Source organism: Streptomyces sp. NPDC045701, from assembly GCF_056432045.1.
On sequence record NZ_JBWKJV010000006.1, the window covers coordinates 95,115 to 115,187 of the forward strand.

General features: G+C 74.0%; 22 protein-coding genes and 1 riboswitch. Of the genes, 14 read left to right on the forward strand and 8 right to left on the reverse strand.

Going from position 1 to position 20,073, the window contains the following annotated elements; translation table 11 throughout:
• Together AC07DW_RS09825 and AC07DW_RS09830 are read right to left on the reverse strand one after the other, a co-directional pair.
• On the reverse strand, window positions 1-537 hold the full coding sequence (locus AC07DW_RS09825) for a DUF6328 family protein (protein WP_478857113.1): 537 nt from the start codon (window positions 535-537) through the stop codon (window positions 1-3).
• Window positions 538-579: 42 nt separating this feature from the next.
• A complete protein-coding gene (locus AC07DW_RS09830; RefSeq protein WP_478857114.1) occupies window positions 580-1,056 on the reverse strand; it encodes a C40 family peptidase in 477 nt (158 codons plus the stop codon).
• A gap of 4 nt (window positions 1,057-1,060) precedes the next feature.
• Window positions 1,061-1,234, reverse strand: a riboswitch (cyclic di-AMP (ydaO/yuaA leader).
• 882 nt (window positions 1,235-2,116) lie between these two features.
• Between AC07DW_RS09830 and AC07DW_RS09835 the strand changes: the two genes are divergently transcribed.
• From AC07DW_RS09835 to AC07DW_RS09860, 6 genes are read left to right on the forward strand one after another with little or no spacing between them, the layout of a single operon-like run.
• Window positions 2,117-2,419 carry an urease subunit gamma gene (locus AC07DW_RS09835; protein ID WP_478857115.1) on the forward strand — a complete coding sequence of 101 codons (303 nt, stop codon included), beginning with the start codon at window positions 2,117-2,119 and terminating at the stop codon, window positions 2,417-2,419.
• A 15-nt stretch (window positions 2,420-2,434) separates the two neighbouring features.
• Complete coding sequence (locus AC07DW_RS09840) at window positions 2,435-2,746, forward strand: urease subunit beta (protein ID WP_478857116.1); 312 nt, start codon at window positions 2,435-2,437, stop codon at window positions 2,744-2,746.
• Window positions 2,739-4,460: an urease subunit alpha gene (locus AC07DW_RS09845; RefSeq protein ID WP_478857117.1), complete on the forward strand. Its 1,722-nt coding sequence runs from the start codon at window positions 2,739-2,741 to the stop codon at window positions 4,458-4,460. The genes AC07DW_RS09840 and AC07DW_RS09845 overlap by 8 nt, the downstream gene beginning before the upstream one ends.
• Window positions 4,461-4,470: 10 nt before the next feature.
• Window positions 4,471-5,133: an urease accessory protein UreF gene (locus AC07DW_RS09850; protein WP_478857118.1), complete on the forward strand. Its 663-nt coding sequence runs from the start codon at window positions 4,471-4,473 to the stop codon at window positions 5,131-5,133.
• A 52-nt stretch (window positions 5,134-5,185) separates the two neighbouring features.
• Window positions 5,186-5,869, forward strand: a complete 684-nt coding sequence (ureG, locus tag AC07DW_RS09855; protein WP_478857119.1) for an urease accessory protein UreG — start codon at window positions 5,186-5,188, stop codon at window positions 5,867-5,869.
• Window positions 5,866-6,597: an urease accessory protein UreD gene (locus AC07DW_RS09860; protein ID WP_478857120.1), complete on the forward strand. Its 732-nt coding sequence runs from the start codon at window positions 5,866-5,868 to the stop codon at window positions 6,595-6,597. Before ureG ends, AC07DW_RS09860 begins: the two co-directional genes overlap by 4 nt.
• A gap of 76 nt (window positions 6,598-6,673) precedes the next feature.
• Here the strand turns inward: AC07DW_RS09860 and AC07DW_RS09865 are convergent, their stop codons facing one another.
• From AC07DW_RS09865 to AC07DW_RS09875, 3 genes are all read right to left on the reverse strand, one after another.
• Window positions 6,674-6,967: a DUF4190 domain-containing protein gene (locus tag AC07DW_RS09865; protein WP_478857121.1), complete on the reverse strand. Its 294-nt coding sequence runs from the start codon at window positions 6,965-6,967 to the stop codon at window positions 6,674-6,676.
• 107 nt (window positions 6,968-7,074) lie between these two features.
• Entirely contained in the window at window positions 7,075-7,566 is a 492-nt protein-coding gene (locus AC07DW_RS09870) for a YbaK/EbsC family protein (protein WP_478857122.1), read from the reverse strand.
• Window positions 7,567-7,645: 79 nt separating this feature from the next.
• Window positions 7,646-8,359 carry a lysophospholipid acyltransferase family protein gene (locus tag AC07DW_RS09875; RefSeq protein WP_478857123.1) on the reverse strand — a complete coding sequence of 238 codons (714 nt, stop codon included), beginning with the start codon at window positions 8,357-8,359 and terminating at the stop codon, window positions 7,646-7,648.
• Between the two features lie 158 nt (window positions 8,360-8,517).
• Between AC07DW_RS09875 and AC07DW_RS09880 the strand changes: the two genes are divergently transcribed.
• The 5 genes from AC07DW_RS09880 (at window position 8,518) to AC07DW_RS09900 (ending at window position 15,463) form a co-directional block, all read left to right on the forward strand.
• Window positions 8,518-8,913: a VOC family protein gene (locus AC07DW_RS09880; RefSeq protein WP_478857124.1), complete on the forward strand. Its 396-nt coding sequence runs from the start codon at window positions 8,518-8,520 to the stop codon at window positions 8,911-8,913.
• 117 nt (window positions 8,914-9,030) lie between these two features.
• Entirely contained in the window at window positions 9,031-11,631 is a 2,601-nt protein-coding gene (gene lanKC, locus AC07DW_RS09885) for a class III lanthionine synthetase LanKC (protein ID WP_478857125.1), read from the forward strand.
• Window positions 11,628-11,756, forward strand: coding sequence for a SapB/AmfS family lanthipeptide (locus AC07DW_RS09890; RefSeq protein WP_073755677.1), 129 nt, complete (start codon window positions 11,628-11,630; stop codon window positions 11,754-11,756). The genes lanKC and AC07DW_RS09890 overlap by 4 nt, the downstream gene beginning before the upstream one ends.
• A gap of 111 nt (window positions 11,757-11,867) precedes the next feature.
• Window positions 11,868-13,733: an ABC transporter ATP-binding protein gene (locus tag AC07DW_RS09895; protein WP_478857126.1), complete on the forward strand. Its 1,866-nt coding sequence runs from the start codon at window positions 11,868-11,870 to the stop codon at window positions 13,731-13,733.
• 56 nt (window positions 13,734-13,789) lie between these two features.
• Entirely contained in the window at window positions 13,790-15,463 is a 1,674-nt protein-coding gene (locus AC07DW_RS09900; RefSeq protein WP_478857127.1) for an ATP-binding cassette domain-containing protein, read from the forward strand.
• A gap of 12 nt (window positions 15,464-15,475) precedes the next feature.
• Here the strand turns inward: AC07DW_RS09900 and AC07DW_RS09905 are convergent, their stop codons facing one another.
• Window positions 15,476-16,084: a response regulator transcription factor gene (locus AC07DW_RS09905; protein WP_478857128.1), complete on the reverse strand. Its 609-nt coding sequence runs from the start codon at window positions 16,082-16,084 to the stop codon at window positions 15,476-15,478.
• 285 nt (window positions 16,085-16,369) lie between these two features.
• Here AC07DW_RS09905 and AC07DW_RS09910 point away from each other — a divergent pair, with 285 nt between their 5' ends.
• The 3 genes from AC07DW_RS09910 to AC07DW_RS09920 all read left to right on the forward strand — a co-directional run bounded on the left by AC07DW_RS09910 (window position 16,370) and on the right by AC07DW_RS09920 (window position 18,765).
• A complete protein-coding gene (locus AC07DW_RS09910) occupies window positions 16,370-16,840 on the forward strand; it encodes a DUF6098 family protein (RefSeq protein WP_478857129.1) in 471 nt (156 codons plus the stop codon).
• Window positions 16,841-16,938: 98 nt separating this feature from the next.
• Entirely contained in the window at window positions 16,939-18,258 is a 1,320-nt protein-coding gene (locus tag AC07DW_RS09915) for an APC family permease (protein ID WP_478857130.1), read from the forward strand.
• Window positions 18,259-18,366: 108 nt separating this feature from the next.
• Window positions 18,367-18,765, forward strand: coding sequence for an SSI family serine proteinase inhibitor (locus tag AC07DW_RS09920; RefSeq protein ID WP_478857131.1), 399 nt, complete (start codon window positions 18,367-18,369; stop codon window positions 18,763-18,765).
• A gap of 20 nt (window positions 18,766-18,785) precedes the next feature.
• Here the strand turns inward: AC07DW_RS09920 and AC07DW_RS09925 are convergent, their stop codons facing one another.
• Entirely contained in the window at window positions 18,786-18,944 is a 159-nt protein-coding gene (locus tag AC07DW_RS09925; protein ID WP_189552017.1) for a hypothetical protein, read from the reverse strand.
• A 154-nt stretch (window positions 18,945-19,098) separates the two neighbouring features.
• Window positions 19,099-20,061, reverse strand: a complete 963-nt coding sequence (locus AC07DW_RS09930; protein WP_478857132.1) for a cytochrome c oxidase assembly protein — start codon at window positions 20,059-20,061, stop codon at window positions 19,099-19,101.
• Between the last annotated feature and the right edge of the window lie 12 nt (window positions 20,062-20,073).

The following is a 20,073-nucleotide window of genomic DNA, read 5'->3' on the forward strand; positions in this document are numbered from 1 at the left end:
TCACCGGCGGCGGAAGCGCCGTCCCGGACGTGCCGGCGCCGGCCGCGCCGGTGACCGGATGCCCAGACGGCGCCGCACCAGGCGGGGGAGCAGCCCCCACAGGCCGGCGCACACCAGCAGGGTGAACGCGCCCGCCGCGAGCCCCTCCGGGCGGCCGTGCACCACGTCGACGACCAGCGACACGGACGAGGTGAGGGCCAGCGCCAGGACGGCGAGCCCGATCTTCGCCAGCTGGGACGACACGGCGACGATGCGGGCCTTGGCGCCCTGCTGGAAGAGCGTGCGGTGCAGGGCGGCGGGGGCGGTCAGCAGGGCGGCCGCCACCACCGAGAGCAGCAGCGTCAGGACGTACGTGCCCCGCTGGTAGGAATCGAGCGAGGTGAAGCGCGGCGTGAAGGCCAGCGTCAGCAGGAAGGCGAACAGGATCTGGACGCCCGTCTGGGTGACGCGCAGCTCCTGGAGCAGCTCGGCGAAGTTGCGGTCGGCCCGCTCCAGGGGCGTCTCGTTACGCGCGGGGCGGGGGATCTCGCCGGACATGGCCCACGAGTACCCCCGCACCGCCGCTCATTCCCGCTGGGCTCAGCGGACCCTTCCGTACCAGACCGACTTCGACCAGATCTTGTCCAGCTTCACGACCGATCCTGACTTCGGCGAGTGCCAGATCTTGTTATTACCCGCGTAGATACCGACGTGGTAGACGCTGCTTCCCCGGTGGAAGAACACGAGGTCGCCCTTCGTCCGGCTGGACGCCGAGATGTGGCGGGTCTTGTTGTACTGCTGCTGCGCCGTGCGCGGCAGCGTCTTGCCGGCCTTCTTGTACGAGTACAGGGTGAGGCCGGAGCAGTCGAACCGGGACGGGCCCGCCGCTCCGTACTTGTACGGTGCGCCCTTCTTGGACGCGGCGATGTTCAGGGCCTTGGTGCCGTGCGCCGGGGCGGCCTGCGCCTCGGTCACGGCGCCGGGCGCCAGCATCTGGCCGCCGACGGCGGCGAGGGCGAGTGCCGAGACGGCACCGGCCCGGGACAGCAGGGACGGGACATGAATCTGCGCGGTCATTGCGCAACCCTTCGTCAGCCGCCTGTGAAGGATGACCTGTCGGGTTCGGGCTGGCGAAGTTGCCCGGCCGCTCGCGCGGCTTCACCCCAAGGGCGACCGATGGGACGAACATCGATTCGGTCACCCGTACTGCTCGGGTCCTCCACTCCTGCCGATCCACTCCTGTCGACCAGTCATCCGGGCGGCGGCAGGACTCGGCGTCCGCCCGGACCGCCCCGCCGCGGCGGCGGGGGCTTGTCGTCGACTGGGATCTTGACCCATGCAAGGGTGAAATTCCGAGTCGAAACGGCCTTTTGTGAGGCTCCTCACGACTGATCCATTCGGGTGGACAGGGCTGATTTGGTGCCCGGTGGGGTGGCATCGGCGATCCCCGTACCAGCGATGGAACCTGATGTTCCGCCAGATGTGTACGGCGGGCGCGCAAGTCGCGCCGCCCGAAATTCGTCCGGTTGCGTACGCTGAACGGGGGAGCGTTTCTCGTACCTCTGGGCCCGTCCGGGGGAGAGCCGGGGCGGTTCCGAGTCCCGGTCCTGAGAAACCGTCACGCGCCTTGCGCGCCGCCCGCCGTCAAGGACCCGGAGCGCCCGCGCCGGCGTAGAGGCATGCGCATCCGTCGCGCCGGGCTCGTGCAACGAGGTCGGGAGCGTCGCGGAGCGCGGTCACGCGCCCGGGGGCTGCCGGGCCGCCGACCGAGCGGGGGCTCAGCCGGCCACGGTGAGCCGGCCGCCGCCCAGGTGTTCGGGTCCGGGCTCCCGGGGCCGCCGACCGCCCGGACGTGATGACGGCCCCGCCACCGTCCGCCGCGGTGGAGGCCACCGCGTCCGGCGACCCGGCAGGGTCCTCGTACACCGCCGGCCGCCGGGCCGGCCCCCTCCGCGGACCCGCGCGCGCCTGATGTCCATGGGCGGGCAAAGCGCCGGTTAACCTGCCGGAAAAACTTCTGCCAGAGATTGAAATATCTCTGCGCGACACTCGTTCTCGCAGGTCAACAAGGTGTTGAAGCCGGATAGGGTCCCGCTGCGCCCGGGATCACATCGGGCGGGAGACTGTGAGGTGAAACGTGCAACTGACCCCGCACGAGCAGGAACGACTGCTCATCCATGTCGCCGCCGACGTGGCGGAGAAGCGCAGGGCACGCGGTGTGCGGCTCAACCACCCCGAGGCCGTCGCCCTCATCACCTCCCACATCCTGGAGGGCGCCCGCGACGGCCACACCGTCGCCGAACTCATGACGTCCGGCCGCAAGGTGCTCACCCGCGACGACGTCATGGACGGCATCCCCGAGATGATCCACGACGTCCAGGTCGAGGCCACCTTCCCCGACGGCACCAAGCTCGTCACCGTCCACGACCCGATCATCTGACGGGGCACGGCACCGATGATCCCCGGAGAGATCCTGCACGCGGACGGGACCGTCCCCCTCAACGAGGGCCGCCCCGTCACCCGCCTCACCGTCCTCAACGCCGCGGACCGGCCCGTCCAGGTCGGCTCCCACTACCACTTCGCCGAGGTGAACCCCGGGCTCGACTTCGACCGTCCGGCCGCGCACGGCCTGCGGCTCAACATCGCCGCCGGTACCGCCGTACGCTTCGAGCCGGGCATCCCGGTCGACGTCGAACTCGTACCGCTCGCCGGGCTGCGCGTCGTCCCGGGCCTGCGCGGACAGACCGGAGGCCCCCTCGATGGCTGAACTGACCCGGCCCGTGTACGCCGACCTCTTCGGCCCCACCACGGGCGACCGCATCCGGCTCGCCGACACCGACCTGCTGGTCGAGATCGAGGAGGACCGGTCCGGCGGACCGGGACGCGGGGGCGACGAGGCGGTGTTCGGCGGCGGCAAGGTGATCCGCGAGTCCATGGGCCAGTCCCGCGCCACCCGCGCCGAGGGCGCCCCGGACACCGTCATCACCGGTGCCGTCATCCTCGACCACTGGGGCGTCGTCAAGGCCGACATCGGCATCCGCGACGGCCGGATCACCGGCATCGGCAAGGCCGGCAACCCCGACACCATGGACGGCGTCCACCCGGACCTCGTCATCGGACCCGAGACGGAGATCATCGCCGGCAACGGCAAGATCGTCACCGCCGGCGCCGTCGACGCGCACATCCACTTCATCTCGCCGACCGTCGTCGAGCAGGCGCTCACCTCCGGCACCACCACCCTCGTCGGCGGCGGCACCGGGCCCGCCGAAGGCACCAAGGCCACCACCGTCACCCCCGGCCCCTGGCACCTCGCCCGGATGTTCCAGGCGCTGGAGACGTACCCCGTCAACATCGGCCTGCTGGGCAAGGGCAACACCGTCTCGCACGAGGCCATGCGCTCCCAACTGCGGGGCGGCGCCCTGGGGTTCAAGATCCACGAGGACTGGGGGGCCACCCCCGCGGCCATCGACGCGTGCCTGCGGGTCTGCGAGGAGTCCGGCGCCCAGCTCGCCATCCACACCGACACCCTCAACGAGGCCGGATTCGTCGGCGACACCCTCGCCGCCATCGCGGGCCGCACCATCCACGCGTACCACACCGAGGGCGCGGGCGGCGGTCACGCCCCCGACATCATCACCGTCGTCTCCGAGCCGTACGTCCTGCCCAGCTCCACCAACCCGACCCGCCCGCACACCGTCAACACCCTCGACGAGCACCTCGACATGCTCATGGTGTGCCACCACCTCAACCCGGCCGTTCCCGAGGACCTGGCCTTCGCCGAGTCCCGCATCCGCCCCTCGACCATCGCGGCCGAGGACATCCTCCATGACCTGGGCGCCATCTCGATCATCTCCTCCGACTCGCAGGCCATGGGACGCGTCGGCGAGGTGATCCTGCGGACCTGGCAGACCGCGCACGTCATGAAGAAGCGCCGGGGCGCGCTGCCGGGCGACGGCCGCGCCGACAACCACCGCGCACGCCGCTACGTCGCCAAGTACACGATCAACCCGGCCGTCGCCCAGGGCCTCGACCGGGAGATCGGCTCCGTCGAGACCGGCAAGCTCGCCGACCTCGTCCTGTGGGAGCCGGCGTTCTTCGGCGTCAAGCCGCAGACCGTGATCAAGGGCGGCCAGATCGCTTACGCGCAGATGGGCGACGCCAACGCCTCCATTCCCACGCCCCAGCCGGTCATGCCCCGCCCCATGTTCGGCGCACTCGGCGCGGCGGCCGCGGCCGGCTCGTTCAACTTCGTCACCCGGGCCGCCCTCGACGACGGTCTGCCCGAACGCCTCGGGCTGGCCAAGGAGTTCCGTGCCATCACCAGCACCCGGGGCGTCACCAAGGCCGACATGCGCGAGAACGACGCCCTGCCGCGCGTCGAGGTGGACGCCGACACCTTCACGGTGACGATCGACGGCGAACCGGTCGACCCGGCACCCGCCGCCGAACTGCCCATGGCCCAGCGCTACTTCCTCTTCTAGTGAGTACGCGATGACCCGTGCCGCCCTGCTCGTCCTCGCCGACGGCCGGTTCCCCGCCGGTGGCCACGCCCACTCCGGCGGCGCAGAAGCGGCCGTCAAGGCGGGACGCATCCGGGACGCCCGCGACCTGGAGACCTTCTGCCGGGGCCGCCTGCACACCAGCGGGCTCACCTCCGCCGGCCTCGCCGCCGCGGCCGCCCTCGGCCACGACCCCGCCGCGCTCGACGAGGCCGCCGACGCCCGGACCCCGTCCCCCGCCCTGCGCGCCACCGCCCGCAGGCTCGGCCGCCAGATGCTGCGGGCCGCCCGCGCCACCTGGCCCGGCCCCGAACTCGACGCCCTCGCGCGGGCGTTCCCGCGCGGGGCCCACCAGCCGGTGGTCCTCGGGCTGGCCGCCCGGGCGGCGGGCCTCGGCCCGGAGGACGCCGCGCACTGCGTGGCGTACGAGACCGTCAGCGGCCCCGCCACGGCGGCCGTCCGCCTGCTGAGCCTCGACCCCTTCCGGGCCACCGCCGTCCTGGCCCGCCTCGCACCCGAGATGGACCAGGTGGCCGAACGGGCCGCGAGCGCCGCCCGCGAGGGGATCGACGCGCTGCCCGCCGCGTCCGCGCCGCTGCTCGACATCACCGCCGAGCAGCACGCGGCCTGGCCCGTACGCCTCTTCGCCTCCTGACGAAGCCGCCCGCCGCCGGTACCCGGCCCGCCTCCACGAGACAAGGACGACCATGCACCTCGACCACAGCCACGACGGCCCCGCCGCCGTCGGCGCCGACGCCCACCGCCCCGACGGCACCCGCCGCGCCCTGCGCATCGGCCTCGGCGGCCCCGTCGGCTCCGGCAAGACCGCCACCGTCGCCGCCCTCTGCCGGGAGCTGCGCGACCAGCTGTCCCTGGCCGTCGTCACCAACGACATCTACACCCGGGAGGACGCCGAGTTCCTGCTGCGCAACGCGGTCCTGCCGCCCGAGCGCATCCAGGCCGTCGAGACCGGCGCCTGCCCGCACACCGCCATCCGCGACGACATCTCCGCCAATCTCGAAGCGGTCGAGGACCTGGAGGACGCGGTCGGCCCGCTCGACCTCATCCTGGTCGAGTCCGGCGGCGACAACCTCACCGCCACCTTCTCCAAGGGGCTCGTCGACGCGCAGATCTTCGTGATCGACGTGGCGGGCGGGGACGACATCCCGCGCAAGGGCGGCCCCGGCGTCACCACCGCCGACCTGCTCGTCGTCAACAAGACCGACCTCGCCCCCTACGTCGGGTCCGACCTGGAGCGGATGGCCCACGACGCCAAGGAGCAGCGCGGCGACCTGCCCGTCGCCTTCACCTCGCTGCGCGGCGAGCGGGGCGTCGGCCCGGTCGCCGACTGGGTGCGGGCCCGGCTCGCCGCCTGGACCGCCACGGCATGAGCGTCCACGCCACCGCCCGGATCGTCGCCACCCCCGCGGGGCTCCCCGTGCTGGTGAGCGACGGGCCGCTCGCCCTGCGCCGCACCCGGGCGGCCGGCCCGTACACGCGGGTCACCGTCGTGGGCGCGATGACCGCGCCGCTCGGCGGTGACCGGCTCGCCGTCGAGGCGGAGGTACGGGACGGGGCACGGCTCACCGTCGACGCGGCGGCCGCCACGGTCGCCCTGCCGGGCCGGAACGCCGGGCACGCCCGCTACGACGTGCGCCTGGCGGTCGGCGAGGGAGCGGAGCTGTGCTGGCTGCCGGAGCAGCTGGTCTCCGCGTACGGCTCGGACCTGCGGATGCGGACGACGGTCGACCTGGCCGCCGGCGCCCGGCTCGTGCTGCGCGAGGAACAGGTCCTCGGCCGGCACGGCGAGGAGCCCGGCACCCTCACCACGCGGCTCACCGTCCGGCGCGCCGGGCGCCTCCTGCTGGACCAGGAACTCTCCTACGGTCCGGGGGCGCCCGGCGGCTGGGACGGCGGAGCGGTCCTGGCGGGGAACCGGGCCGTCGGCCAGCTCCTCGTGGTGGACCCGGCCCACGACGAGAAGGCCGCCGAGCCCCGGCTCATCGGGGACTCGGCGGCCCTCACACCGCTGGCCGGGCCGGCCGTCCTGGTGACCGCGGTCGCCCCGGACGCGCTGCGCCTGCGGCGCGTCCTGGACGAGGCACGGGCGGCCCTGTGACGGCGGGGGCGGCGGCTCACGACGGACCGTGCCGGCGGCCGCCGACTCGTACGAGCCGGTCGCCGACATGGGCGCGTCAGCCGCCGACGTACCAGGTGAAGCCGCCGGACGACGCCGCGACGGCCACCAGGATGGCGAAGACGATCAGGTCGACGATACCGAGGGCGATCGCCGCCTTCGCCATGCCGGCACCGCCCCGGCCGGCCTTGGCCTGCTTCAGGGCGACCGCACCGAAGATGATGGCGAGCGGCCCGAGGATGATGTTGAAGAACAGCACGCCGACGATGCCGCAGACGAGCCCGGCGATGGCGAGACCGTTCGTACGGGACTGCGCCTGCCCGTGCGCACTGCTGGTGCCGTAACCGGCCATGTCAACTCTCCCTGCTCGACGTGGACTTGTGAAGGTCCTTGTTGCCCGTCGTGCCGGTCCCATGCCCGCCGAGTGTGAACTCCGTGCCGGTCCGCGCGTCCCGCGCGTCAGAGCGCCTGCGCGATCCGGGCCGTGCGGGGCTCGGCGATCGCCACGTAGTCCGCCGTCCGCAGGGCCAGCGAGCGGTCCAGCCGCGCCGCGTTGAAGAACAGCTCGTCCTCCTCCAGGAGCGCCGGGTCGACGACCGGTTCCAGCTCCGGGTCGAAGGAGAACGGCAGGATGGTGCCGCTCGGGCTGCCCGCCAGCCGCTCCGCCACCTCGGGCGTCGCGAACCCGGCGTACCCGCCGCCCAGCAGCGCCTTCACGGCGCCCAGGTCGACCCGCCGGTCTCCCGGCACCACGGCCAGGACGTACCGCTTCGTCTTCTTGCCCGTCTTGACCATCACGACGATGCACTTGGCGGACTGGCCCGGCCGGTTGCCGCGCAACGCGTTGACCGCGTCCGTCGCGCCCTCCGGCTCGTGCTCGATGATCCGGTAGACCGCCCCGCGCTCGTCGAGCAGGCCGATCAACTTGTCGTAGGTCGCGTGGTCGTCCACCGATGTCCCCTCCGCCGGGAGCGCTTCGCCGCGTGCGGCCCGACGATACCCGCCGGCGGTCGCCCGGCGCCGCGCCGGGTCAGCGGCGGAACCTCCGGAACTTCCGCCGCTCGGCGGCCTGTTCGGCCTCCTTCACCTTGACCGCGTAGTCGTCCACGTACTCCTGGCCGGACAGCGCCAGGATGCGGTACATGATCTCGTCGGTGACGGCCCGCAGCACCGTCCGGTCGTTCTCCATCCCCGCGTACCGGGAGAAGTCCAGCGGCTCGCCGAAGCGGATCCTCACCCGTTTGATTTTGGGCACCACCTGACCGGGCGGCTGGATCTCGAACGTCCCGACCATCGCGCACGGGATCACCGGCACGCCCGCCTTCAGCGCCATGACCGCCACCCCGACCTTGCCCTTGTAGAGCCGCCCGTCGTGCGAGCGGGTGCCCTCCGGGTAGATCCCCAGCAGCTCGTCCCGGGCCAGCACCCCGAGCCCCTCGCGGATCGCCGCCTGCCCGGCCTCCTTGCCGGAGCGGTCCACCGGGATCTGCCCGGCGCTGCGGAAGAACGCGGCGGTCAGCCGGCCCTTGACGCCGGGGCCCGTGAAGTACTCCTGCTTCGCCAGGAACGTGATGCGCCGCTTCAAAACCACGGGCATCAGGAAGTGGTCGGAGAAGGACAGGTGGTTCCCCGCGACGATCGCGGCACCGTCCTCCGGGACGTGTTCCAGACCCTCGGTCCTCGGCCGGAACAACAGCCGCAGCACCGGGCCGAGGACAACGTATTTGAGCAGGTAGTAGAACACTCGCTGGCTCCCTACTGCACCGGATCGGCTCGGATCGGTTCGGCTCTGTGCGTTCTACCAGGCCGCCAACCGGCTGGAGGGGGATCAGTGTAGGTGCGCGTGTCGTGACCGGGAACCAGGCGCGTGATGGGCGACCCGGTTGCGGGCACAAGGGGTGCATGACCGTACCCAAGAGCAGTGTCCTGGTCCTCGACAGCGCCGAGCCCGAGGCCCTCGCGGAGTTCTACGCCGGCCTCCTCGGCGCCCGCACCCGGCGCGGAACCGATCCCGACTTCATCGAAGTGGTCGGCAACGACGGTGTGTGCGTGGCCGTCCGGCGTGACCACGGCTACGCGCCGCCGAGCTGGCCCCGCCCCGACGACTCACAACAGGCGCACCTGCACATCCTGGTGGCCGAGGACGACATGGACGAGGCGGAGCGCGAGGCGGTCGCCCTCGGTGCCCGGCCGGTGGAGACCAGGGACAACTCCGGTCCGAGGGACGTGCGCACCTACGCCGACCCGGCGGGCCACTCCTTCGTCCTGGTCGCCAGGGAAGGCCGGTCGGCGGCGTAGGGCGGGCCGGGGAAGCGGCAGGTTACTCATGCGTTCCGCACGGCCGGTTGCTGACGCCTGTGACTGTTGCCGCCCCGGCCCGGGATGACAACGTCTTCCTCGTCGTCACCGTCGCTGATGGAGGGAGCAGGAGTGATCAAGGGCTACGCCACCTTCTGCGACGCGGACCGCCACTTCTACGACGCGCCGTACCGGCTGTCCGCCGAGGGCACCGACCGCCGCGGCGCGCCGTACGAGGCGGCACTCGCGCCGGTTCCCGAAGGGTGGCGCCGGCACCGCAGCGGTGACTGGCTGGCCCTCCGCCCCCTCGACCTCACGCTGCCGGCCCAGGGCTGGAAGATCCACATATCCGCGTGCCTGGACAACGCCGAAACGATCCTCTCCCGGGTGATGGAGCACTGCCTCGCCCGGGGCATCGCCTTCAAGTTCGTCCCGAGCCGCTACCTGCTGCACACCCGCAACGCCAAGTACGCCGACCGCGCGGCCAGCGGCAAGTTCATCACCGTCTACCCGGCGGACGACGAACAGTGCCACCGGACCGCCGACGACCTGGCGGCGCTGCTCGACGGGGAGCCCGGCCCGTACATCCTCAGCGACCTCCGCTGGGGCGAGGGGCCGGTGTACGTCCGGTACGGCAGCTTCACCCGGCGGCACTGCTACGGCGAGAACGGCGAACTGTGCCCGGCCGTCGAGCGCCCCGACGGGCGCCTCGTCCCCGACCTGCGGGGGCCGGTCTTCCAGATACCCGACTGGATCGAGCCTCCCGCCTTCCTCCGGCCCCACCTCGACGCACGGGCGGCCGTGACGGTCACCGACATCCCGTACGGCATCGACAGCGCCCTCCACTTCTCCAACGGCGGGGGAGTGTACGTCGGCCACGACCGCCGCACCGGCGAGAAGGTCGTCCTCAAGGAGGCCCGCCCGCACGCCGGTCTGGCCGCCGACGGCGCCGACGCGGTCACCCGGCTCCGGCGCGAGCAGACCGCGCTGGAGCGGCTCGCCGGACTGCCGTACACCCCCGAGGTGAAGGGGACCTTCGTCCTCGGCGACCACCACTTCCTGGCGATGGAGTTCCTGGAGGGCAAGCCCCTCAACACCTTCTTCGCCCGCCGGCACCCGCTGATCGAGGCCGACCCGACGCCCGAGTCGCTGGCCGACTACACCGCGTGGGCCCTGCGGATCCACCGACTGGTGGAGGAGGCCGTCGACGCCGTCCACGCACGCGGAGTCGTCTTCAACGACCTCCACCTGTTCAACATCATGGTGTCCGAGGACGAGACGTCCGTGGCGCTGCTGGACTTCGAGGCCGCCGCCCACATCGACGAGGGCCGCCGCCAGACCGTCGCCAACCCGGCGTTCGTCGCCCCGCCCGACCGGCGCGGCTTCGCCGTCGACCGCTACGCCCTGGCGTGCCTGCGGATCGCCCTGTTCATGCCGCTGACCAGCCTCTTCCCGCTGGACCCCGGCAAGGCCCGGCACCTCGCGGACATCGCGGCCGCGCACTTCCCCGTGCCGCGCGCCTTCCTCGACGAGGCGGTCCGGGAGATCGCGGGGGACACCGGAAGCGGACCCTACCTGCCCGTCGAGCCCGGTGACTGGCCGCGCAGCCGCGACTCCATGGCCCGCGCGGTACTCGCCTCCGCCACACCCGGGCGCGAGGACCGCTTCTTCCCCGGCGACATCGCCCAGTTCGCCGCCGCCGGCGGCGGTCTGACCTTCGGCTACGGCACCGCCGGCGTCCTGTACGCCCTCGCGGAGACGGACGCCGGGTCCTGCCCGGAGGCCGAGGAGTGGCTGCTGCGCCGCACCAAGGAACCCGAGTCCGGTACGCCCATCGGCTTCTACGACGGCCTCGCCGGTGTCGCCTGGACCCTGGACCGCCTCGGCCACCCCGAACGCGCCCGGGAACTGGCCGAACTCACCCTCCAGCGGCCCTGGGAGGACATCGCCCCCGACCTGCACGGCGGCCTCGCGGGCCTCGGCCTCGCCCTGGACGCGCTCGGCATGCGGGACGCCGCGCTCCGCTGCGCCGACCTCGCCGCCCGCGCCCTTCCCGGCATCTCCCGGGCCGGGCTGCTGTACGGCGCGTCCGGCCCCGCGCTCCTCTTCCTCCGCCTGTACGAACGCACCGGCGACAGCGGGCTGCTGGACCTGGCCGCCGACGCGCTCAAGCGCGACCTCGCCCGCTGCGTCACCAGCGCGGGCGGCACCCTCCAGGTCGACGAGGGGTGGCGGACCATGCCGTACCTGGGCGCCGGGAGCGTCGGCATCGGCATGGTGCTCGACGACTACGCCGCCCACCGCGACGACGCCGCCTTCGAGCAGGCGCGGCGCGACATCGTACGGGCCGCCCAGGCCACCTTCTACGCCCAGCCCGGGCTCTTCCGCGGCGCGGCCGGCATGGTGCTGTACCTCAGCCGCACCACCGCGCCCGGCCCGGGCACCGCCCCCTCCGACGTACGGCGCCAGATCGACGCCCTCGCCCGGCACGCGGTGCCGTACCAGGGACATCTGGCCTTCCCCGGCGAGCAGATGATGCGGCTGTCCATGGACCTGGCCACGGGTACCGCCGGTTGCCTCCTCGCCCTCGGCAGCGCCTCGTCCGACGGACACGCGCACCTGCCGTTCCTCCCGCCGCTCCGGCGGCCCACGAGCCGGCCCCAGCCAGGGGCCGAGACAGAACACACCGTCCCCACGAACGAAAGGAATCGATCATGACACTTCTCGACCTGCAGTCGATGGAGACCCCGAAGGAAGAGGCGACGGGCGACATCGCCACGGGCAGCCGCGCGAGCCTGCTGCTCTGCGGTGACAGCAGCCTGAGCGTCACCACCTGTAACTGACCCACCCGGTCGCGCGGTGCCGAATGCGCGCGGCCGAACGGATCAGACGGTCCCGGGCGGTGCACACCGCCCGGGACCGGCCCGTCCCGCACGAGGAGGACGCCGCTCCCCATGACCTCCCCGCCGCACCCGGAAGCCGGACCGCGCGTGTCCGCGCACCCGCCCTCCGCGCCACCGCCCCGGGGCGCGCCGACCGGCGGCACGACCCCCCATGCCGAAGCCGCCGACGGGACGACCGGCCCCGGCAACGGGACGACGGGCTCCGGCGCCGGTAAGCAGGGGGCCGACCGCGTGCTGTGGGGCGCCGTCCGGCACAGCGGGGGGCACGCCGCGGCCGTCCTGGTCTGCTCCGTGGCAGCCGCGCTGGCCGCCCTCGCCGAACCGGCCGTCCTCGGCAGAAGCCTCGACCTGCTGCTCGCCGGGTCCGCCGAAGCACCGCGCTGGGTCACCCTGTGCGCCGCGCTGATCGCCGCGGAGGTCGCCCTCGACGCCCTCGTGGCCCTGCTGACCGGCACCACCAACGCCCGGTCCACCGCCTGGCTCCGCCACCGCGCCCTCGGCCGCCTGCTCGCCGCCTCCCCGCACCGGGCCGCGGCCCGCTTCGCCCCCGGGGACCTCGCCACCCGGCTGACCGCCAACGCCACCGAGGCCGGCACCGTCCCGGCGACCGCCGCGGGCGCGCTCGCCACCGTCCTCCCGCCCCTCGGTGCCCTGGTCGCCCTGCTCCTGATCGACCTGTGGACGGCCGCCGCCTTCCTGGCCGGCGTACCGCTGCTCGTCCTGCTGCTCAGGGCCTTCGCCCGCACCTCCTCCCACACGGTCTCGCGCTACCAGCAGGTGCAGTCCGGCATGGCGGACCGTCTCGTCGAGGCGCTGACCGGCGCCCGGACGATCGCCGCCGCCGGCACCGCCGCGCGCGAGCAGCGGCGCATCCTCGCCACCCTGCCCGAACTGGGCGCCGAGGGACGGACGATGTGGCTCGTGTACGGCCGCGCCGTAGCCCGCAGCGGTGTGCTGATGCCCCTCCTGGTGAGCGTCGTCCTCGCCGTCGGCGGCGTCCGGCTGGCCTCCGGCGACCTGGGCGTGGGCGACCTGGTCGCCGCCTCGCGGTACGCGGCCCTCGCCGCCGGCGTGGGCTCCGTCGCCGCGGCTCTCGGCGGGCTGGTCCGCGGGCGCGCCGCCGCCCGTCGCACCGCCGAGCTCCTCGCCCTCCCGGCGCTGCCGCACGGCCCGGAGGCGCTGCCCGCCGACGGGCCGGGCGCGCTCGAACTGCGCGGCGTCAGCGTCGTACGGGACGGCGCCGTCGTCCTGCACGACGTCCACCTGCGGGTGCCCGGCGGGACGACCGCCGCCGTGGTCGGCCGGTCGGGTGCGGGCAAATCCCTGCTGGCCGCCGTCGCGGGCCGGCTCGTCGACCCCGACGCCGGGCAGGTCCTGCTGGACGGCGTACGCCTGGACCGCGTCGAGTTCCGGCAGTTGCGGCGGGAGGTCGGGTACGCCTTCAGCCGGCCCGCCCTGTTCGGGGCGACGGTCGGCGCTGCCATCGCGTTCGGCGTCGACCCGGCGCCGCCGGAGGCGGTGCGGTCCGCCGCCCGCGCGGCCGGCGCGGACGCCTTCGTCGTACGGCTGCCCGCCGGCTACGACACGCCTCTCGCCGACGCACCGCTGTCCGGCGGCGAGTTCCAGCGCCTCGGCCTGGCGCGGGCGTTCGCCCACGCGGGACGGCTGCTGATCCTCGACGACGCCATGTCCGGCCTGGACACCGTCACCCAGCGGCAGGTCGAGCGGGCGCTGGTCCACGACGTGCGGCAGGGCACCCGGCTGGTCGTCGCCCACCGGCTCTCCTCCGCGGCCCGGGCGGACCTCGTGGTGTGGCTGGACGGCGGCCGGGTACGCGCCGTCGCCCCGCACCGGACGCTGTGGCGGGACCCGGCGTACCGGGCCGTCTTCGCGTCGGCGAGCGCGGAGGACGCGTGAAAGGCGGCCGGGTCCTCCCCGAGGGGCGGCGTTTTCTGCGCCGGCACAGACGCGACGTGCTGCGCCTCGCCGCCTGGTCGCTGCTGGAGTCCGCCCACACCTTCCTCGGCGGCTACGGCGTCGCCCGCGCGCTGGACGACGGCTTCCTCGCCGGGCGCACCGGCGTGGGCCTGCTCTGGCTGGCGGTGGCCGCGGCCGGCGCGCTCCTCGGCGGGCTCGCCGTGCGCGGGGTGTTCACCGGGCTGGCGGGCCTGGTCGAACCGCTGCGCGACGGCCTGGTCCGCCGTGCCGTGGCGCACGCCCTCGCGGCGGCGGTGGCGGACCCGGCGCGCGCCGAGGGCGCGGCCGGAAGCACGGCCGTCTCCCGGCTCACCCATCAGACCGAGATCGCCCGCGACAGCTTCGCCGGTCTCGTCCTGACCGCCCGGTCCTTCGTCTTCACCGCTCTCGGGGCGCTGCTCGGCATGGCCTCCCTGGAACCCGCGCTGACGCTCGTCGTCCTGCCGCCGCTCCTGCTCGGACTGGCGGTCTTCCTCGCCACCCTCGCCCCGATGGCCGCCGTCCAGCGCGCGTTCCTCGACGCCGACGAGGCGCTGTCGGCCCGGGTCGGCGCGGCCGGCGCCGGGCTGCGGGACGTGACCGCGTGCGGCGGCGGGGGGCACGTCGCCGCCGAGGCGGGGCGGCTCGTCGACGCCGAGGCCCGGCTGTCCCGCCGGCTGGCCCGCTGGGCCGCCGTCCGTACGCTCGCCCTGGGCGCGGCGGGCCGGCTGCCGGTCGTCGCGCTGCTGGTGGCCACCCCGTGGCTGCTGCGCGAAGGGGTCACCGCGGGCGCCCTGCTCGGCGCCCTCACCTATCTGGTGCAGGCCCTGCTGCCGGCGCTGGACGCGCTGATGACCGCGCTGGGGGCGGCGGGCACCCGGCTGCTGGTGGTCCTGGAGCGCTTCACCGACCCGCCGGGCGACTCCGCGGTGCCCCGGCCGCCGGTGCTCCCGCCGCCGGTGCGGGACCGCCCCGTGCCGCCCGGCACCCGTTCCGGCCCCGTCCCCACCGCGCCGGCCGCCGAGTTGCGCGGCGTCACCTTCGCCTACGGCCCCGGGGCGCGCCCGGTGCTGGACGGCCTCGACCTGGTCGTCGGGCCGGGGGAGCACCTCGCCGTCGTGGGGCCGAGCGGCATCGGCAAGTCCACCCTGACCGCCCTCCTCGCCGGGCTCGTCGCCCCGACCGCCGGCACCGTCACCGTGCCGGGCGCACCCGCCCTGCTGCCCCAGCAGGCGTACGTCTTCACCGGCACCGTCCTGGACAACCTCCGCTACCTCCACCCGGGCGCCACGCCCGAAGAGGTGCGGCGGGCGGTGGACGCGCTCGGGCTCGGGCCGCTCGTCCGGCGGCTCGGCGGCCCGGACGCGGTGATCGACCCGGGCCGGCTGTCGCAGGGCGAACGGCAACGCCTCGCGCTCGGCCGCGCCTACCTGTCGCCCGCCCCGCTGCTGCTCCTGGACGAGGCGACGTGCCACCTCGACCCCGACACGGAGGAACAGGCCGAGCGCGCGCTCGCCGCCCGGCCCGGCGCCCTGGTGGTCGTCGCCCACCGCGTCTCGTCCGCCGTACGGGCGGACCGGGTCCTGGTGCTGGACGGCGACCGCGCCCAGTGCGCCCCGCACCACGAGCTGCTCGCCCGTTCGACCCTCTACCGGGACCTCGCCGGGCTGTGGCAGCCCGACGCGGCCTGACCCTCCGGGCCCCTACACCCACCCGGCTCCCTGCGATATCCGGATGGCGTCGATCCGGTTGCGGGCGCCGACCTTCCGGGTGACCGACGCCATGTAGTTGCGCACCGTCCCGTTCGACAGGTGCAGGCCCCGCGCTATCTCCGCGATGGACTCCCCCTCCGCCGCGCGGGCCAGCACACTCAGCTCCCGCGCGGTGAGCGGCATGCGGGACGCTTCCAGAAAACCGAAGGCGAGCGATTCGTCCACGAACCGCTCGCCCTCCGCGACCTTGCGGATGCCCCGCACCAGCCGGTGCGGTGAACCGTGCTTGTCCACGTAACCCAGCGCCCGCGCCTCGAACGCCCGGCGCAGCGCCCCCGGCCGCCCCGCCGACGCCAGCACCAGCAGCGCCGTACCGGCGCCCAGCAGCTCGCGGTCCGTGTCCGCCCCGCCGTCCAGCAGCGCCCCCGCCCCAGGACAGTCGAGGTCCACCACGCACACGTCCGGCCGTAACGCCCCGACGTGCCTGCCGGCCGAGCGCCAGCCGGCCGAGAACACGTCGAACGCCCCCTCCGATCTCAGCAGCGCCACCAGCGCCGACCTCAGCAGACTGACGCTGTGCAACACCAGCACCTTCGTCATGCCATCCCCTCCCGGTTTTCCCGGCCGATCACGCCGGGTGGCCGCACGGCCACCCATCCGGCTTCCCCGAGCGGCCGGGCCGGAACATCGCCCCGAGGTACGTGCGGGGCGCACGCCTGGTACCTCTGAGCGCCCCCTGCGCTACCGTGCGCACACGCGTGCGCCCTGTGGGTGCCCCGTACACACGTTGGTGGGCGGGGCGCCGGTCGCGTGGTGGGAAGCGGCGCGTCGCCGGAAAATGTCGGGGTATGCGGTGGTCCTCCGTACGACGAGGAGGGTGGACCCATGACGTACACGACCGACCGGCCCGTGACCCCGGAGGGGGAGACCGAGCTGCCCACCGTGCGCTCCCTGCGGGAACTGGGGGAACTGGTGGAACACCAGGGGCCGCTCTACGTCCGCTGGTCCCGGGGCCCCGCCCGCGACCTGGACGCCACCCGCAGCGTCGACGAGCTCACCGGGATCCCCATGCCCGGCCTGTCGGCGAACCCCCTCCAGGTGGAGTCCTGGTGGGGCGACCGCTCCCTGCGCCTGTGGGTCGCGCGCCGGCTGTACGACTACTGCCACCTGCGCCGCGACCGGGACGGTGACGTACGCCCCTGGACGCTGCGCGGACGCGAGGTCGGCCGCGGCCCCGACAACGAACCGCTGGTCCGCGACATCGAACCGGTCAGCTGGATCGACCTGACGGTCATCGAGGAGGCGGAGGACGAAGTGGCCCGCCAGCGCCGCCCCTGGGGCCCCATGCGCCGCTGACGCTCCGCCCCCGCGCCCTCCCGCCCTCAACCGAGCCACCCCCCCACCAGTGACCAAGGTCCCGCCTGCCGTCCGGCATCCGGGGCAGACGGGCCCTCATGTCGACAGCGAACGATCAGCCGCTCAAGCGCGCGCTCACCACCCCCCTCCTGTACTTCTTCATCCTCGGCGACGTCCTCGGCGCCGGTGTGTACGTCCTGATCGGCCAGGTCGCCGCCGACTCCGGAGGCGCCGTCTGGGTGCCGCTCGCCGCCGCCCTCGCGCTGGCCCTGCTCACAGCGGCCTCCTACGCGGAGCTCGCCACCAAGTACCCGCGTGCCGGTGGCGCCTCCCACTACGCCACCCGGGCCTACGGCCCGTTCGCCGGGTTCCTGGCCGGTTTCTGCATGCTCGCCGCCGGGATCGTCTCCGTCGGCGCGCTCGCCCGGGGCTTTGCCGGCGACTACCTGACGGCCTTCGTCACGCTCCCCGTCGCCCTGGTCGCGGTGGTGTTCCTGGCGGCCCTCGCCCTGCTCAACGCCCGCGGCATCCAGGAGTCCACCCGCGCCAACGTGGTGGCCACCCTCATCGAGCTGGGCGGCCTGGCGATCATCGTCGTGCTGGGCGCCTGGCTGCTGCTGCGGGGCGACGGCGACCCCGACCGGCTCACCCGGCTCGGCACCCCCGAGCACGGGGCCGCCGCCGCCGTGCTGAGCGGCGCCGTCCTCGCGTACTACTCCTTCGTGGGCTTCGAGACCTCGGTCAACGTCGCCGAGGAAACCCGCGACCCCCGGCGCTCCTACCCGCGCGCCCTGTTCGGCGCGCTCCTCACGGCCGGCGCGGTGTACGTTCTCGTCGGCCTGGCCGCCTCCGCCGCCGTGCCGACCGGCACGCTGGCCGCTTCCAGCGGGCCGCTGCTGGAGGTGGTGAAGGCGGCGGGCGGCGTACCGGTATGGCTGTTCAGCGCGATCGCACTGGTCGCCGTCGCCAACGGCGCCCTGCTGACCGGCATCATGTCCTCCCGGCTCGCCTACGGCATGGCCCGGGACGGGCTGCTGCCCGCGGCCCTGACGAAGGTGCTGCCGGGGCGCCGCACCCCGTGGGCCGCGATCGCGCTCACGACGGCCCTGTCGATGGTGCTGGCCCTCACGGGCAGCGTCGCCACCCTCGCCTCCACCCTGGTGCTGCTGCTCCTGGTGGTGTTCTTCATGGTCAACACCGCCGTGCTCGTCCTGCGCCGCGACCCGGGCGTCCCCGGGCACTTCCGGGCGCCGACCGTGCTCCCGGTGCTCGGCGCGGCCTCCTGCGTGCTGCTCGCCACCCAGGTCGAGCCGGAGGTGTGGCTGCGCGGGCTGATCGTGCTGGGCGTCGGCCTGGTCCTCGCCGCGGTGGCCGCCGCCCGGCGCGACGGGAAGCGGACACCCGCCCGGAGCCGGTGACGCGTGGGCCGTACGCGGTACCGCGCGGCGCGGCGGCTTGGCGACGGGGCCCGGGCGGGGGTGGCCTGGCCCTGCGTGTGCCCACACCTGAGGCCCCGGGAGTACCAGATGTCCCTCCGTGCCACCGCCGCAGCAGCCGTCCTCCTCGCGCTCGCCGCGGCCGTCCCCGTCCACGCCGACACCCAGGACCCCGTCCTCGACGGGGACGCGGGGCTGTTCCTCACCGTCTCGGGCGGCGACGAGAGCTGGATCCGGGGCGTCCGGCTGCGCTGCTCACCCCGTCCCAGCGGCCCGCACCCCGACGCGGAGGGCGCGTGCGCCGCCCTGGACACGGCACGCGGGAACCCCGAGCGGCTCCTCGGCGACCGGCATCCGTGCACCAAGAGGTTCGATCCGGTCACCGCCCGTGCCGTCGGGGAATGGCGCGGTCTGCGGATGGACTGGCGCAAGACGTACCCGAACGCCTGCGTGCTGGACACCGCGACCGGGCCGGTCTTCCGCTTCTGAGGCGTTCCGGCCGGCCCGGGTCACGAGTCCCGGGTCGCCGCCATGCCGATCGTCACCAGCCCGAGCACCACCCAGCCGAACCACAGCCAGCCGTTGCTGCCGAGCGCCACCGTGTACGCCGTCGTCACCACCAGCGCCCCGATGGTGAGCCCGCTCATCGTCTTCGTGGAACCGGACATGCGCGTCCTCCTCATGGCGGCCGTACCGCCATGGTCGCCCCGGAGAGGGTCCCGGCGCTACCGCCCCGGCGCTACCGCCTCGGCGCTACCGCCCCGGCGCTACTGCCCCGGCGCTACTGCCCCGGCGCCGCGGCCCGGGCGCCGCGGCCCGGTGCTACTGCCCGCGCGCCTGGAGGGAGGCGAGGTAGGCGTTGTACGCCTCCAGCTCCTTGTCCCCGTCCCGGTCGGCCGCCCGGTCCGTGCGGACCGCCTGGCGCTGCTCGGACCGGTACCACTGGTAGACCAGCGCGATCAGCACCAGCACGGACGGGATCTCGCTGAACGCCCAGGCGATGCCGCCCGCCGCGTTCTGGTCGTCGAGGGCGTCGATGCCGAGCGAGGCCGGCGGGTTCCCGTACACCTTGACCATCGGCTCCGTCGCCATCATCAGCGCGATGCCGAAGAAGGCGTGGAACGGCATGCCCGCGAACAGCTCCAGCATCCGCATCACGTAACCCGGCCGGTGCGGCCCGGGGTCCACACCCATGATCGGCCAGAAGAACACCAGGCCGACCGCGAGGAAGTGCACCATCATCGCGATGTGCCCCGGCCGGGAACTCATCAGGAAGTCGAACAGCGGCGTGAAGTACAGGGCGTACAGACTCGCGATGAACAGCGGGATCGTGAACACCGGGTGCGTGACGATCCGCATGTAGCGGCTGTGGAGCAGCGCCAGCAGCAGCTCGCGCGGCCCCTTGGTGCCGCGCCGGGACGCCACCGGGAGGGCGCGCAGCGCCAGCGTCACCGGCGCTCCGAGCAGCAGCAGGATGGGCGAGAGCATGCTGATGACCATGTGCTGGACCATGTGCACGCTGAACATGACCATGCCGTATTCGTTCAGCCGGGTGCACATGACCAGCGCGACGCTGAGCACTCCCACCGTGAAGAACACGGTCCGGCCGGCCGACCAGGCGTCCCCGCGCCGGCGCAACCGCGCCACGCCCCACCCGTACAGGCCGAGGGCCACCAGGCAGCCGGTGAGGAAGAAGAGGTCGGGCGAGAACTCCAGGGCCCGCCCCAGGCTGAACGGCGGCAGATCCATGGGCATGTCGTGCGTGCCGTGCCCGCTGTGATCCATCCGCCGGCTCCT

Bases quoted from the DNA above. Each gene is read 5' to 3' on its own strand.
- AC07DW_RS09825 (WP_478857113.1), bottom strand. From the start codon at position 537: ATGTCCGGCGAGATCCCCCGCCCCGCGCGTAACGAGACGCCCCTGGAG.
- AC07DW_RS09830 (WP_478857114.1), bottom strand. From the start codon at position 1,056: ATGACCGCGCAGATTCATGTCCCGTCCCTGCTGTCCCGGGCCGGTGCC.
- AC07DW_RS09840 (WP_478857116.1), top strand. From the start codon at position 2,435: ATGATCCCCGGAGAGATCCTGCACGCGGACGGGACCGTCCCCCTCAAC.
- AC07DW_RS09845 (WP_478857117.1), top strand. From the start codon at position 2,739: ATGGCTGAACTGACCCGGCCCGTGTACGCCGACCTCTTCGGCCCCACC.
- AC07DW_RS09850 (WP_478857118.1), top strand. From the start codon at position 4,471: ATGACCCGTGCCGCCCTGCTCGTCCTCGCCGACGGCCGGTTCCCCGCC.
- ureG (WP_478857119.1), top strand. From the start codon at position 5,186: ATGCACCTCGACCACAGCCACGACGGCCCCGCCGCCGTCGGCGCCGAC.
- AC07DW_RS09860 (WP_478857120.1), top strand. From the start codon at position 5,866: ATGAGCGTCCACGCCACCGCCCGGATCGTCGCCACCCCCGCGGGGCTC.
- AC07DW_RS09865 (WP_478857121.1), bottom strand. From the start codon at position 6,967: ATGGCCGGTTACGGCACCAGCAGTGCGCACGGGCAGGCGCAGTCCCGT.
- AC07DW_RS09880 (WP_478857124.1), top strand. From the start codon at position 8,518: ATGACCGTACCCAAGAGCAGTGTCCTGGTCCTCGACAGCGCCGAGCCC.
- lanKC (WP_478857125.1), top strand. From the start codon at position 9,031: ATGGAGGGAGCAGGAGTGATCAAGGGCTACGCCACCTTCTGCGACGCG.
- AC07DW_RS09890 (WP_073755677.1), top strand. From the start codon at position 11,628: ATGACACTTCTCGACCTGCAGTCGATGGAGACCCCGAAGGAAGAGGCG.
- AC07DW_RS09895 (WP_478857126.1), top strand. From the start codon at position 11,868: ATGACCTCCCCGCCGCACCCGGAAGCCGGACCGCGCGTGTCCGCGCAC.
- AC07DW_RS09905 (WP_478857128.1), bottom strand. From the start codon at position 16,084: ATGACGAAGGTGCTGGTGTTGCACAGCGTCAGTCTGCTGAGGTCGGCG.
- AC07DW_RS09910 (WP_478857129.1), top strand. From the start codon at position 16,370: ATGACGTACACGACCGACCGGCCCGTGACCCCGGAGGGGGAGACCGAG.
- AC07DW_RS09915 (WP_478857130.1), top strand. From the start codon at position 16,939: ATGTCGACAGCGAACGATCAGCCGCTCAAGCGCGCGCTCACCACCCCC.
- AC07DW_RS09920 (WP_478857131.1), top strand. From the start codon at position 18,367: ATGTCCCTCCGTGCCACCGCCGCAGCAGCCGTCCTCCTCGCGCTCGCC.
- AC07DW_RS09925 (WP_189552017.1), bottom strand. From the start codon at position 18,944: ATGTCCGGTTCCACGAAGACGATGAGCGGGCTCACCATCGGGGCGCTG.
- AC07DW_RS09930 (WP_478857132.1), bottom strand. From the start codon at position 20,061: ATGGATCACAGCGGGCACGGCACGCACGACATGCCCATGGATCTGCCG.